At 69.0% G+C, this 14,149-nt stretch carries 12 protein-coding genes; 9 read left to right on the top strand and 3 right to left on the bottom strand.

All coding sequences use genetic code 11. The features are described 5' to 3' along the window. Nucleotides 1-54: 54 nt before the first annotated feature. Entirely contained in the window at nt 55-1,335 is a 1,281-nt protein-coding gene (locus tag BLV94_RS40755) for a glutamate-5-semialdehyde dehydrogenase (protein ID WP_072946626.1), read from the bottom strand. A gap of 113 nt (nt 1,336-1,448) precedes the next feature. Between BLV94_RS40755 and BLV94_RS40750 the strand changes: the two genes are divergently transcribed. The 9 genes from BLV94_RS40750 to BLV94_RS40715 all read left to right on the top strand — a co-directional run bounded on the left by BLV94_RS40750 (nt 1,449) and on the right by BLV94_RS40715 (nt 11,459). After that, nucleotides 1,449-2,549: an NADH:flavin oxidoreductase/NADH oxidase gene (locus BLV94_RS40750; protein ID WP_072946577.1), complete on the top strand. Its 1,101-nt coding sequence runs from the start codon at nt 1,449-1,451 to the stop codon at nt 2,547-2,549. A 243-nt stretch (nt 2,550-2,792) separates the two neighbouring features. Next, nucleotides 2,793-4,262, top strand: coding sequence for an MFS transporter (locus BLV94_RS40745; RefSeq protein ID WP_072946576.1), 1,470 nt, complete (start codon nt 2,793-2,795; stop codon nt 4,260-4,262). 9 nt (nt 4,263-4,271) lie between these two features. Then, nucleotides 4,272-5,138: a ribokinase gene (locus BLV94_RS40740; RefSeq protein ID WP_072946575.1), complete on the top strand. Its 867-nt coding sequence runs from the start codon at nt 4,272-4,274 to the stop codon at nt 5,136-5,138. Nucleotides 5,139-5,195: 57 nt separating this feature from the next. Continuing rightward, nucleotides 5,196-7,295: a RecQ family ATP-dependent DNA helicase gene (locus BLV94_RS40735; RefSeq protein WP_072946574.1), complete on the top strand. Its 2,100-nt coding sequence runs from the start codon at nt 5,196-5,198 to the stop codon at nt 7,293-7,295. 151 nt (nt 7,296-7,446) lie between these two features. After that, nucleotides 7,447-7,959 carry a diaminobutyrate acetyltransferase gene (gene ectA, locus BLV94_RS48950; RefSeq protein WP_143051460.1) on the top strand — a complete coding sequence of 171 codons (513 nt, stop codon included), beginning with the start codon at nt 7,447-7,449 and terminating at the stop codon, nt 7,957-7,959. 27 nt (nt 7,960-7,986) lie between these two features. Continuing rightward, nucleotides 7,987-9,249 carry a diaminobutyrate--2-oxoglutarate transaminase gene (gene ectB, locus BLV94_RS40730; protein ID WP_095865163.1) on the top strand — a complete coding sequence of 421 codons (1,263 nt, stop codon included), beginning with the start codon at nt 7,987-7,989 and terminating at the stop codon, nt 9,247-9,249. 17 nt (nt 9,250-9,266) lie between these two features. After that, a complete protein-coding gene (locus tag BLV94_RS40725; protein ID WP_072946573.1) occupies nt 9,267-9,665 on the top strand; it encodes an ectoine synthase in 399 nt (132 codons plus the stop codon). A gap of 9 nt (nt 9,666-9,674) precedes the next feature. Then, nucleotides 9,675-10,610, top strand: coding sequence for a D-isomer specific 2-hydroxyacid dehydrogenase family protein (locus BLV94_RS40720; RefSeq protein ID WP_072946572.1), 936 nt, complete (start codon nt 9,675-9,677; stop codon nt 10,608-10,610). Nucleotides 10,611-10,631: 21 nt separating this feature from the next. Next, nucleotides 10,632-11,459, top strand: coding sequence for an NAD-dependent protein deacetylase (locus BLV94_RS40715; RefSeq protein WP_072946571.1), 828 nt, complete (start codon nt 10,632-10,634; stop codon nt 11,457-11,459). A gap of 3 nt (nt 11,460-11,462) precedes the next feature. On the opposite strand, the gene proB is transcribed toward BLV94_RS40715, so the two are convergent. Both proB and obgE read right to left on the bottom strand, forming a co-directional pair. Then, the gene (gene proB, locus BLV94_RS40710; protein ID WP_012688265.1) at nt 11,463-12,563 is read right to left on the bottom strand and encodes a glutamate 5-kinase; all 1,101 of its coding nucleotides are present in this window, start codon (nt 12,561-12,563) and stop codon (nt 11,463-11,465) included. Then, complete coding sequence (gene obgE, locus BLV94_RS40705) at nt 12,560-14,020, bottom strand: GTPase ObgE (RefSeq protein ID WP_072946570.1); 1,461 nt, start codon at nt 14,018-14,020, stop codon at nt 12,560-12,562. The genes proB and obgE overlap by 4 nt, the downstream gene beginning before the upstream one ends. Between the last annotated feature and the right edge of the window lie 129 nt (nt 14,021-14,149).

The following is a 14,149-nucleotide window of genomic DNA, read 5'->3' as shown; positions in this document are numbered from 1 at the left end:
TTCAGAAGGGGTGACGGGCAGAGGGGGCTTGACGGAAGGGACGGCCGGCGGGGTCTAGACCGGGCGGGTGTGCCCGTCTCCCCACACGATCCACTTGGTGGACGTCAGTTCGGGCAGGCCCATCGGTCCGCGGGCGTGCAGTTTCTGCGTGGAGATCCCGATCTCGGCACCGAATCCGAACTGCTCGCCGTCGGTGAAGGCGGTGGAGGCGTTGACCATGACGGCGGCCGCGTCGACCCGGGCGGTGAACTCGCGGGCGGCCGCGAGGTCGGACGTCACGATGGCCTCGGTGTGGCCGGTGCCGTACCGGTCGATGTGCTCGACCGCGGCGTTCAGGTCGTCGACCACCTTGAGTGCCACGTCGAGGGTGAGGTACTCCTCGGACCAGTCCGACTCCGTCGCGGGCACCAGCCCGGGCAGGTCCCCGTGCACGGTCACACTGTGCATCTGCAGGGCCTGCAGGAGCTTCGGCACCGCCGTCTCGGCGATCGCGGCGTCGACCAGCACGGTCTCCGCGGTGTTGCAGACACTCGGCCGCCGCGTCTTGGAATTGAGCAGGACCCGTTCCGCCATCTCCAGATCGGCCGCCGCGTGAACGTAGACGTGGCAGTTGCCGACGCCCGTCTCGATCGTCGGGACGGTCGCGTCGCGCACCACGGCGCTGATCAGACCGGCCCCGCCGCGGGGAATCACGACGTCCACCAGCCCGCGGGCCTGGATCAGGTGCGTCACGCTGGAGCGGTCCTCGCTCGGCAGCAACTGCACGGCGTCCTCCGGCAGCTGCTGCGCCGCCAGCGCCGCCCGCAGCGCCACGACCAGCGCTGCATTCGACTTCGCCGCGGACGAGGAGCCGCGCAGCAGGGCCGCATTACCCGACTTCAGGGCCAGCCCGAACGCGTCGACGGTGACGTTGGGCCTGGCCTCGTACACCATGCCCACCACGCCGAGCGGAACCCGCAGCTGACGCAGTTCGAGACCGTTCGGGAGTGTGGAGCCGCGCACCACCTCACCGACCGGGTCGGGCAGCCCTGCAACCTGACGCAGACCGGACGCGATCCCCTCGATCCGTTCCGCGGTCAGCCGCAGCCGGTCGAGCAGGGAGTCCTCGGTGCCCGACGCCCTGGCCGCCTCGATGTCGGCGGCGTTGGCGGCGAGGATGTCGGTGGACGCGGCGAGCACGGCGTCGGCCGCCGCGTGGAGCGCCGCATCCTTCTGCGCGGTGGTGAGCAGCGCGAGGACCCGCGACGCGGTGCGGGCGCGACGGGCAGCTGCGTGGACGGCTTCACGGGTATCCACCGTGGCACCGGCCGACGAGGTGGAAGTCACTGCAGTCATGAACACAGCCTATATACAGGGCTGGACACCCCGCGGAGCGGGAAGGGCGGGAATGATTTCATCCCCCGGACGGGTTGCGACTGGTCGAGACCATCAGAGGTAGGAGTGCTGCAGTGAGCGTGTTGTTCGAACCCATCACCTTCCGTGGAGTCACCGTCCCCAATCGAGTGTGGATGGCGCCGATGTGCCAGTACTCGGCCGACGTGAGCGGCAGCGACGTGGGGGTGCCGGGCGACTGGCACCGGACGCACCTCGTGACGCGGGCCATCGGCGGTGCGGGCCTGATCCTCACCGAGGCGACGGCCGTCAGCCCGGAGGGCCGCATCAGCCCGGCCGACCTCGGCATCTGGAACGACACCCAGACCGAAGCCTTCGCGCAGATCAACGCGCAGCTCGAGTACTTCGGCGCGGTTCCCGGCATCCAGCTCGGTCACGCCGGGCGCAAGGGGTCCGCGCACGTCCCGTGGCGCGGCGGGGGGAGCCTCGACGACGACGATCCGTTGTCGTGGCGGACGGTGGCGCCGAGCGCGATCGGTTTCGGCGGCCACACCCCGCCCGCGGCGGCGACGGACGAGGACATCCGGAAGGTGGTCGCGGACTTCGCCGCCGCCGCCGAGCGGGCGTCGCGCGCAGGCTTCAAGGTGGTGGAAGTCCATGCGGCACACGGCTATCTGCTGCACCAGTTCCTCTCGCCGGTCAGTAATCACCGCACCGACGAGTACGGCGGCAGCTTCGCGGGCCGCATCCGTCTCCTGCTGGAGGTCGTCGACGCGGTGCGCAGCGTGTGGCCGGCCGAACTGCCGGTCTTCGTCCGGGTGTCGGCCACCGACTGGTTGTCCGAGGAGCCGGGGCTGGACGCGGACAGCTGGACCCCGGATCAGACCGTCGCCCTCGTGCAGGCGCTCGCCGATCTGGGCGTCGACCTCGTCGACGTCTCCAGCGGCGGCGTCGCGTCCGCGCGGATCCCGGTCGGCCCCGGATATCAGGTTCCGTTCGCCCGCCGCATCCAGAACGAGACCACGGTCCCGGCCGCCGCGGTGGGGCTCATCACCGAGCCGGAGCAGGCCGAGCGGATCGTGGAGTCGGGAGAGGCCGTCGCGGTGTTCCTCGGGCGTGAACTGCTGCGCGACCCGTACTGGCCACGAAAAGCCGCACTGGTATTGAATGCCCAGGTGACGCCGCAGATTCCGGCGCAGTACGCACGGGCGTACTGACGCTCGGGCCGACAAGCCCCCACATCCTTTGCTACGGTAATCGCTCTTACAGCTGGTAGTCCCGCACCCCGGACGGTGGAGCGGGACCGACCGACGAGCCAGAGCCGATCGGCGGGGGCCGCATCGCGCCGAAGGGCCGTGGGTTGCCGAACCCGACCAGCAATCGCCGTGCGGGCGACGAAAAGATGCGTGCATCAGGTACGTGCCCCGTGCGGGTGATAACTGCGCTGGGGAGCGCAAGACATGAATGCACCAGATCACTCGATCACGTCGGCCGAGGTGGCCGAATCACCTGATGTCACGGTCACCGACGAAGCCTCCGTCAAACGCGCCGTCAAGGCCACCATGCTCGGTAACGCCATGGAGTGGTTCGACTTCGGCGTGTACGCCTACCTGGCGACCACGATCGGCAAGGTCTTCTTTCCCGAGGCCAGCGGCACCGCACAGCTGCTGTCGACGTTCGCGATCTTCGCCGCCGCCTTCGTCGTCCGCCCGCTCGGTGGACTGTTCTTCGGTCCGCTCGGCGACCGGATAGGCCGCAAGAAGGTGCTCGCCACCACGATCATCCTGATGGCGGGCAGCACGTTCGCCATCGGCCTGATCCCGAGTTACGGATCCATCGGGCTCGTGGCACCGATCCTGCTGGTGCTGTTCCGGCTCGTGCAGGGCTTCTCCACGGGCGGCGAGTACGGCGGCGCCAGCACGTTCGTCGCCGAATACGCACCGGACAAGCGCCGCGGGTTCTTCGCGAGCTTCCTCGAATTCGGCACCCTCGCCGGGTATGTCGCGGCCGCGGGACTGGTCACCATCATCAGCACCGTGGTGAGCGCCGACGCCCTGGTCGACTGGGCCTGGCGGATTCCGTTCCTGCTCGCCGGTCCGCTGGGTCTGATCGGTCTCTACCTGCGGTTGCGGCTCGAGGAGACGCCCGCGTTCCAGCAGATGGAGCAGGCCGAAGAGCGTTCGCTCGCAGACGAATCCACGGGACGCAAACTGCGCGAGACGCTGGTGGAGAACTGGCGTCCACTGGTGCTGTGCGTGATCCTGGTCGCCACCTACAACATCGCCCACTACGGCCTGCTCAGCTACATGCCGACGTACCTGTCGAACACGCTCGGCTACGACGAATCGCACGGTCTCGTCCTCATGATCATCGTCATGCTCATCATGATGGTAGCGATCAGCTTCGTCGGAAAGCTGTCCGACCGGGTCGGTCGTAAACCGTTGCTGCTGGCCGGTTTCGTCGGATTCTTCGCGTTGTCGCTGCCGGCGTACCTGCTGATCGGGGTCGGCCACTACTTCACCGTCTTCCTCGGACTGGCGATGCTCGGCGGCCTCCTGCTGCTGTTCGTCGGAGTCTTCCCGTCGGTCCTTCCCGCACTGTTCCCGACCGGAATCCGCTACGGCGGGCTGGCGATCGGATACAACCTCGCGGTGTCGATCTTCGGTGGCACCACTCCCCTCGTCCTCACGGCGTTGCAGGACGCCACGGGCAGCGACCTCGTCGCACCGATGTACATGATGGCCGCGGCGGTCGTCGGCGGGATCGCGGTGCTCCTCATCTCGGAGACCGCCCGCAAGCCCCTCGAGGGTTCGCCGCCCGCCGTGGCCACGGACGCCGAGGCCCGCCGCATCCTGAAGCGTCTCCGCCGCACCAAGGGCGAGGCATCCGCCGCGCCCGCACAGGAGACGGCGGCCGCCGACGCGGGCTAGTCTCGGAATATGTCCGCTCCCAGGGTCGCCGTGGTCGGCAGCGTCAACATGGATCTGCTGACGGCGACCGAACGGTTACCCGGGCCCGGGGAGACGATCCTGGGCAGCGCCTTCGCCGCCACCCCCGGCGGCAAGGGCGCCAACCAGGCGATCGCCGCGGCGCGGGCGGGTGGGGCCGTGACATTCATCGGGGCGGTCGGCTCCGACGTATTCGCCCTCGACCTGCGGCAGGCCCTCGTCGACGCCGAGGTCGACACCCGGTACCTGCGGGAGGTCGACGGGCCGAGCGGGATCGCGGCGATCACCGTCGACGCCGCAGGCGAGAACAGCATCGTCGTGGTCCCGGGCGCCAACAGCACCGTGGTGGACCTGACACCCGCCGAACTCGCCGCGGTCGCGGACGCCGACGTCCTGCTCTGCCAACTCGAGATACCTCTCGGCACCGTGGTGGCCGCGGCGGCGCACGCCGCGGCCCACGGCACCGTCGTGATGGTGAATCCGTCACCGGCGCAGCCACTTCCGACCGAACTCGTGGAGCTGATCGACGTGCTGCTGGTGAACCAGACCGAGGCCGCGCAACTCGGCGCCGAGGTCATCGGCGCCGTCTCCCACGTCGTCACCACGCTGGGGTCGTCGGGCGCGGACTACGCGGGCAGTGACGGCACCACGCTCCACGCCGGCTCCCCGGCGGTCGAGGTGGTCGACACGACCGGCGCGGGCGACGCCTTCGCGGGCGCCCTCAGCGTGTCGTGGCGCGGCGGCCCCGGGACCGCTGTCCCTTTCGCGTGCACGGCGGGCGCACTCGCGACCACCCGCCGCGGCGCCTCCACGTCGTCGCCCACCCGCACCGAGATCGAGGCGGCCATTCCCGGCTGAGCGCCCCCTGCACTCGCCTGGATCGTCCGCGTCACCCCGGTCGTGCACCATGGGGGCATGACGACCGCCACCGAACCCGCACTCCGTGACGAGGCCGAACGGCTGCTCCGCGAGCTGGCAGGCGAGCACGCCACCCTCCGCGACGACCAGTGGACGGCGATCGAGGCGCTCGTGGTGGGCCGCAGACGGGCGCTCGTCGTCCAGCGGACGGGCTGGGGCAAGTCGGCGGTCTACTTCATCGCGGCGAAGCTCCTGCGTGCACACGGGCACGGTCCCACCGTCATCGTGTCGCCGCTCCTGGCGCTGATGCGGAACCAGGTGGCCTCGGCCGAGCGCGCCGGTGTGCGCGCCGCCACCATCAACTCCGGAAACGTCACCGAGTGGGACGACATCCACACACGGGTCGCGGACAACGAACTCGACGTGCTGCTGGTCAGCCCCGAGCGGCTCAACAACCCCGACTTCCGCGACCAGGTCCTGCCCTCCCTCGCCGCCGACGCCGGCCTCGTCGTGGTCGACGAGGCGCACTGCGTGTCGGACTGGGGTCACGACTTCCGTCCCGACTACCGGCGGATCCGCACGCTGATCGCCGAGCTGGGCGAGGGTATCCCCGTGCTGGCCACCACGGCCACGGCGAACGACCGCGTCGTCTCCGACGTCTCCACGCAGCTCGGGGTGGGCGGCGCGGAGACCCTCGTCCTGCGCGGCGGCCTCGAACGCGAGTCGCTGCACCTGTCGGTCGTGCAGATTCCGGAGGCCACCGCCCGGGCCGCGTGGCTCGCCCAGAAGCTCGACAGTCTGCCCGGCTCGGGCATCATCTACGCGCTCACCGTGTCGGCGGCCCGGGATCTGGCGAGCCTGCTGTCCGAGCAGGGGCACACGGTCGCCGCATACACCGGGCAGACCGACGCCGCCGAGCGCGAGACCCTCGAGCAGGACCTGCTCGGCAACCGCGTCAAGGCGCTGGTGGCCACGTCCGCGCTCGGGATGGGGTTCGACAAGCCCGACCTGGGGTTCGTGGTACACCTCGGTGCGCCGTCGTCGCCCATCTCCTATTACCAGCAGGTCGGGCGCGCAGGCCGGTCCACCGACCGCGCCGAGGTGATCCTGCTGCCCGGATCCGAGGACAAGCAGATCTGGAGCTATTTCGCGTCCGTCGCGTTCCCCCGCGAGCACGTGGTGCGCCGGGTGATCGAGGTCCTCGATACCGATCGGCCGCAGTCCACGCAGGCGCTCGAACCACTCGTGGAGCTCGGCCGCACCCGGCTGGAGATGGTGCTGAAGGTTTTGGACGTGGACGGCGCCGTGCGCCGGGTGCGGGGCGGCTGGGTGGGCACCGGGGAGCCGTGGGCGTACGACGCCGACCGGTACGAGCGCCTCGAGCGGGCCCGCGAATCCGAGCAGCAGGCGATGATCGAGTACCAGCGGATCACCACGTGCCGGATGGCGTTCCTGCGCGAGCAGCTCGACGACCCGGGTCTGGCGGCGGGCACGTCGGACTGCGGGCGGTGCGACAACTGCACCGGAGAGCGCCACGACGCGACCGTCGACGCCGAGGCGGTGCAACAGACCAGAGCGCGCCTCGAGCGCCCAGGCGTGGATCTGGCGCCCCGCAAACAGTGGCCCACGGGCCTCGCGAAGCTCGGCGTGAAGCTGTCCGGGAAGATCTCCGACGGTCCCGAACCGGGTCGCGTGCTGGGCCGGCTGTCCGATCTGGGCTGGGGTCAGCGCCTGCGCTCCCTGCTCGACGAACCGGACGGACCGGCGCCCGACGCCGTCCTGAAGGCCTGCATCCAGGTGCTGGCGTCCTGGGACTGGGCCGAGCGTCCCACGGCGGTGATGGCGGTCGAATCGGCCACCCACCCGCTTCTGTCGGCGTCGATCGCGGGGCAGCTGGCCACGGTGGGCCGGCTCACCGACCTGGGGGTTCTGCGGCTGCGCCCCGAGCATCCGCCGGTGTCCGCGGCCAACTCCGCCTACCGGGTGGCGGGGCTCGTCGACGCCTGGGAGACCCCCGGCGTTCCCGAAGGCACCGGACCGGTGCTGCTCGTCGACACCCTCACCGACACCGGGTGGACCCTCACGATGGCCGCCCGGACGGTCCGCGCGGCGGGTGCCGCGGCGGTTCTCCCCTTCGCGCTCGCGAGTCTCAAATAGGCGAAGTGTGTCGCTTGCGGTTCACCCAAAAGTTACATAATGTGATCAGCATCACTTTGCACGTCTCACCTGCAAAGCTCTGCCGCCTGAACTGTCCAATTTCGCGAGGCACGTGAAATCGAAGGGGATGGTTGTTAGGTTCGAATTTCCAATGACGCCTGTTCAGAAGAGTGCCATCCCGACCACCGCGCCGGACGCGGTGTTGTTCAGAAGTCCAGAGATCACTGACGGAGTCCGGCTCTGGGAGATCGCCAGGAACACGGAAGTGCTCGATCTCAATTCGAGCTACGCATACCTGTTGTGGTGTAGAGATTTCAGCCGATCGTCGGTCGTCGCAGTCGTCGACGAACGCGTCGCGGGGTTCGTATCGGGCTTCATCCGCCCAGAATCCCCTGCGACGCTGTTCGTCTGGCAGGTTGCCGTAGACGCCGACCAGCGCGGCAAGGGAATTGCAGGTCGTATGTTGAGCGCGCTGCTCGATCGCCTTGCACCCGAAGGGATTACCCATCTCGAAACGACGATCAGCCCCGACAACGAGGCTTCGATCGCACTGTTCACAGCATTGGCGCGTCGCCGAGATACGGCGATCAACAAGCAGGAACTGTTCTCCCCTAACGATTTTCCCGATGGACACGAAGCCGAAGATCTGTACACGATCGGCTAAGAGCATGCCCCGGAGGAATGCAGCAACATGACTAACATCGATACGAACATTTTCGAGAGCCTCGAGTCCGAGGTTCGCAGCTACAGCCGCGGCTGGCCCGCCGTCTTCGAGTCGGCGTCCGGATCGTGGATCCGCGACGAGAACGGCCGCGACTACCTCGACTTCTTCGCCGGCGCCGGTTCGCTGAACTACGGCCACAACAACCCGGTCCTGAAGTCGGCGCTCGTCGACTACATCGTCGGCGACGGCATCACGCACGGCCTCGACATGTCGACCGTGGCCAAACGTGACCTGCTCGAGACCTTCCAGGACAAGATCCTGAAACCGCGAGGTCTCGACTACAAGGTCCAGTTTCCCGGACCCACCGGCACCAACACGGTCGAGGCCGCACTGAAACTGGCGCGCAAGGTGACGGGTCGTTCGTCGATCATCAACTTCACCAACGCTTTCCACGGCATGACGCTCGGCGCCCTGTCGGTCACCGGTAACTCGATGAAACGCGCCGGCGCCGGAATCCCGCTGGTGCACGCCACCCCGATGCCGTTCGACAACTACTTCGACGGAGTCACCGAGGACTTCCACTGGTTCTCCCGCGTGCTCGACGACTCGGGCAGTGGCCTGAACCGTCCGGCCGCCGTGATCGTCGAGACGGTGCAGGGTGAGGGCGGCGTCAACGTCGCTCGCCCCGAGTGGCTGCGCGCCCTCGCGGACCTGTGTGCCGAACGCGACATCCTGCTGATCGTCGACGACGTCCAGATGGGCTGCGGACGCACCGGGCCGTTCTTCTCGTTCGAAATCGCCGGCATCACCCCGGACATCGTCTGCCTGTCGAAGTCCATCGGCGGATACGGCCTCCCGATGGCGCTGACCCTGTTCAAGCGTGAGCTCGACGTGTGGGGCCCGGGCGAGCACAACGGCACGTTCCGTGGCAACAACCCGTCGTTCGTCACGTCGAAGGTCGCCCTGGACCACTACTGGTCCGACGACACCCTGCACAAGTCGACGCTGGCCAAGGGCGAGAAGATCCACCAGGCGTTCACCGAGCTGGCGAACCAGTTCGAGGGTTCCGTCTCCACCCGCGGTCGCGGCCTCGTCCAGGGCCTCGTCTTCGACGAGCCGGAGCGCGCGGGCAAGGTCTGCGCACTCGCCTTCGACGAGGGACTGCTCGCGGAGACGTCCGGACCGTCCGACGAGGTGGTCAAGCTCCTGCCGGCGCTCACCATCACCGACGAGGAACTGGACCACGGCCTGGCCATTCTCGCCGACGCCACCGGCAAGGTCTGCAGCTAGAGAGAGGACTGACACCCATGATCGTTCGCACCACCGCAGAAATCACCGACACCGAGCGCGACATCACCAGCGAGGACGGGAACTGGCGCAGCAAGCGCATCATCCTCGGCGGCGACAAAGTGGGTTTCTCGTTCCACGAGACCACGATCAAAGCCGGTTCGGTCAACGAGTTCCACTACGCCAACCACGTCGAGGCCGTCTGGCTCGTCGAGGGAACCGGCAAATTGACCGACCTCGACAACGACAAGGTCTACGAACTCGGCCCCGGTTCGATGTACCTGCTCAACGGTCACGAACGTCACCGCGTCGAGCCGGAGACCGAAATGCGGATGCTGTGCGTGTTCAACCCGCCCGTCACCGGCCGTGAGGTCCACGACGAAAACGGTGTCTACCCCTTGATCGAGGTTCCCGCGTAAGTTCGACCCATGGCCGACGACGCTGCTGTTCCAGCTATAGCCATCGGACCCGCCCCGGACCCGCTCCTCGAGGATGCGGTGCGCCGGGGCGGTGCCCGTGTGGCACCCCTCGAGTCCGCGGACGCGCTGGTCTGGACCACGGGTCCGATCGGGTTCCCGGATCCGCTTCCCGAGAAGATCCGCTGGGTGCAGTTGAACTCCGCGGGTGTCGAGGAGTGGTTCGCCGCGAAGGTGATCAGACCCGACTCCACCGTGCTGTGGACGTCGGCGGCGGGCGCGTTCGCCGCCACCGTCGCCGAGCACGCGCTGACCCTGCTGCTTGCCGGGGTGCGGGCGCTGCCCGAGCACCTCGAGGCGAAGACCTGGCGCCAGCAGGAGTTCTTCTCGAAGGTCGGCACCCTGCGGGGCACCACGGTCGCGATCGTGGGCGCCGGCGGTATCGGCCGGGCGCTGATCCCGATGCTCGCGGGCGTCGGTGCCGACGTGATCGCGGTGAATCGTTCCGGCAGCCCGGTGCCGGGCGCGATCGAGACGCTCCCCACCACCCGGCTGGGCGAGGTGTGGGCCCGGGCGGATCACTTCGTGCTCGGCGCTCCCGCCACCGACGCCACCCACCATCTGGTCGGGGCGGCGGAGTTCGCGCAGATGAAGCCGACCGCGTGGGTCATCAACGTCGCGCGCGGCTCACTCGTCCACACCAATGCACTGGTGAAAGCGCTGCGGGACAACACGATCGGCGGAGCGGGACTCGATGTCACCGACCCCGAGCCGCTACCCGACGGTCACCCGTTGTGGAATCTGCCGAACGTGATCATCACCCCGCACGATTCCAACCCGCCTGCGGTGCGTCCCCCGGCGTTCGCCGAGCACGTAGCGCTGAACGTCACCCGCTTCGTCGCAGGTGAGAATCTCACCGCTCTGATCGATCCCGTCGTCGGGTACTGAACCGGCGCTATTCTGGAGTGCGTGTTCGCCCCACTGATCGACGTACTCGGGGGCCGGCGCCTGTGTGTGATCACCGGCGCCGGCATCTCGACGGACTCCGGGATCCCCGATTACCGCGGTCCGGATTCACCCCCGCGCAACCCCATGACGTATCAGCAGTTCACCGGTGACCCCGAATTCCGCCGCCACTACTGGGCACGGAACCACCTCGGGTGGCGGCACATGGACGCCGCCCGGCCCAACTCCGGCCACCGCGCCCTCGCCGGGCTCGAACGGGCCGGGGTCGCGAGCGCGGTCGTCACCCAGAACGTCGACCTGCTGCACACGAAGGCCGGAAGTCGCCGGGTGATCGACCTGCACGGCACGTACGCCCAGGTCCGGTGCCTGACGTGCAACGCACTGATCTCGCGGGCGACGCTCGCCGACCGGCTCGAGCGCGCGAACCCGGGATTCGCCGAAACCGTCGCCGCCGCACAGGGAGTGGAGATCGCACCGGACGCCGACGCGGTCGTCACCAGCACCGAGCATTTCCGGATGGTCGACTGCGAGGCGTGCGGAGGCATGCTCAAACCCGACATCGTGTACTTCGGCGAGTCCGTCCCGAAACCGCGGGTCGCGGCCGCCTACGACGTGGTCGACGAGGCCGAGGCACTGCTGGTGGCCGGGTCTTCGCTCACCGTCATGTCGGGACTGCGCTTCGTCCGGCGCGCCGCCAAACGCGGAATCCCCATCGCGATCGTCAACCGGGGAGCGACGCGCGGCGACGAGTTCGCGACACTCACCGTGCACGCCGGCTGCTCGGAAGCCCTCACCGCGCTGCTCGACGCGTCGTCCGCGCTGCCCGCCTGACCTCTAGAGCGGCACCAGGTCGTCGGCGTGGACCACGGGGCGCTGCATTTCGGCAGGCAGTTCCTGGGTCGACTTGCCGAGGATGTCGCTGATCTCGGCCGAGTCGTAGGCCACCACTCCCCTGGCCACGGGACGTTCCTCGGGGCCGAGGAGTGACACGACGTCGCCGCCGTAGAACCGTCCCGACACCGCCGTGATGCCCGCGGGCAGCAGCGACCGGCGCCGGGTGACGACGGCCCGGACGGCGCCCTCGTCGATGTGCAGGATCCCCTGCTCGTCCGCGGCGTGCCGCACCCAGAACTTGCGCGCCGACAACCGGGACGGCCGGGCCGCGAACGCGGTCCCCACACTGGCGTCCCGCAGCGCCGCCCCGGCGTCCGAGGCGGCGGCGAGCAGCACCGGAACACCGGCATCGGCCGCGAGGCGCGCCGCGGACAGCTTGGACGCCATCCCGCCGGTGCCGAGGGCGCCGCCCGAGCCGGCGACCACCCCGTCCAGATCCTCGGGGCTGTTCACCTCGGGAATCAGCGTCGCATTGCCCTTGCGGGGGTCGCCGTCGTACAGCCCGTCGACATCCGACAGCAACACGAGTGCGTCCGCGCCGACCAGGTGCGCGACGAGTGCCGCGAGCCGGTCGTTGTCGCCGAATCGCAGCTCCGCGGTGGCGACGGTGTCGTTCTCGTTGACGATCGCGACCGCGTGCAGGGCGCGCAGGCGGTCGAGGGTGCGCTGCGCGTTGCGGTGCTGTGCGCGGCGGGCGATGTCGTCCGCCGTCAGCAGCACCTGTCCCACCGTGCGCCCGTACCGGGCGAACGAGGTACCCCAGGCGTGGGCCAGAGCCAGTTGGCCGACGCTCGCGGCGGCCTGCTTCGTCGCCAGGTCCCGCGGCCGCTTGGTCAGCCCCAACGGGGCCAGACCCGCGCCCACCGCCCCGGACGACACGACGACCACGTCGGAACCGGCACGCATCCGTGCCTCGATCGCGTCGGCCAGCGCGTCGAGCCGACCGACGTCGAGCCCGCCGACCAGACTGGTCAGCGCCGACGAGCCGATCTTCACGACGATGCTGCCCGCCGACGCGACCGTGCGCCGGGTGGCGCTCACTGGTCTTCGGGGTCGAGGCCTTCGAGACCGCGACGGACCCTGGATGCGTGCTTACGCTCGGTCGCGCCGATGCGCTCCACCTGATCCAGACGTGGGTCGGTGCCGCGCCCGGTCCGGGTGAGGTCGACGCCGGCGGGTGTCTGGGGCTCCCAGTCGAAGCTCACGTTGCCGATCGTCACGGACGCACCGGGCTCCGCCCCCTGCTTGACGAGTTCGGTTTCCACACCGAGCCGCGCGAGGCGGTCGGCGAGGTAGCCCACGGCCTCGTCGTTGTCGAACTGTGTCTGCCGCACCCAGCGTTCCGGCCGCGTGCCGCGGACGATGAACCCACCGGGGATCTCGGGATCGGCGATGACGCTGAAGCTGTTCTCGTTCGCGATCACCGGGCGGATCACCTGACGCTTCGGCTCGGCCTTCGGGTTCGCCTCACGGTAGTCCGCAACCAGCTTCGCCAGCGCGAACGTCAACGGGCGCAAGCCTTCTCGACTGACGGCCGAGATCGTGAAGATCGGCCATCCGCGGGCCTCGAGATCGGGGGTGACCATCTCGGCCAGTTCGGCCGCCTCCGGCACGTCCGCCTTGTTCAGGATCACGATGCGGGGGCGGTCCGCGAGGTCACCGAGCCCGGTGTCCCCGGACAGCGCGCCCTTGTACGCCGCGAGTTCGGCCTCGAGCGCATCGATGTCGGAGATCGGGTCGCGGCCGGGGTCGAGCGTCGCGCAGTCGACGACGTGGGCCAGCACGGCGCACCGCTCGAGGTGGCGCAGGAAGTCCAGCCCGAGTCCGCGGCCGTCGCTCGCGCCGGGGATCAGCCCGGGCACGTCGGCCACCGTGAACGTGGTGTCGCCGCTCGACACCACGCCGAGGTTCGGCACGAGGGTCGTGAACGGGTAGTCGGCGATCTTCGGCTTCGCCGCCGACAGCACGGACACGAGCGAGGACTTGCCCGCCGACGGGAACCCGACCAGCCCGACATCGGCCACGGACTTCAGTTCGAGGACCAGTTCCCGCTCGACACCGTCCTCACCGAGGAGTGCGAAGCCCGGCGCCTTGCGTGCCTTGGACGAGAGGGCCGCGTTGCCCAGTCCGCCGCGGCCGCCCTGGGCGGCCTCGAAGCGGGTGCCGACACCGATGAGGTCGGCGACGATCCGGCCGTCCTTGTCGAGGACGACGGTGCCGTCGGGGACCTTCAGGATCAGGTCGTCGCCCTGGGCGCCGTCGCGGTTGCTTCCCATCCCCTGCTTGCCGTTGGTGGCCTTCGCGTGGGGGTGGAAATGGAAGTCGAGAAGGGTGTGGACGTTGCCGTCCACCTCGAGCACGACGTCACCGCCACGCCCGCCGTTGCCGCCGTCCGGGCCACCGAGCGGTTTGAACTTCTCCCGGTGTACGGAGGCGCAGCCATTGCCGCCTTTTCCGGCGCTGACGTGCAGCACGACGCGGTCAATGAATCGGGACATGACTGCCGGATCCTTCCTCAGTCAATTGTGTTGATCTCTGAAACTGTGTTGATCTCTGAAACGAACAATAGGGGCGGACCGGGTATCTCGACCCAGGTCCGCCCCTATTGGGAGCTTGAAACGTCCCTC

It is taken from the genome of Rhodococcus koreensis (assembly GCF_900105905.1).
Lineage (GTDB): Bacteria > Actinomycetota > Actinomycetes > Mycobacteriales > Mycobacteriaceae > Rhodococcus_F > Rhodococcus_F koreensis.
This window is presented reverse-complemented; position numbering and strand designations above follow the sequence as displayed.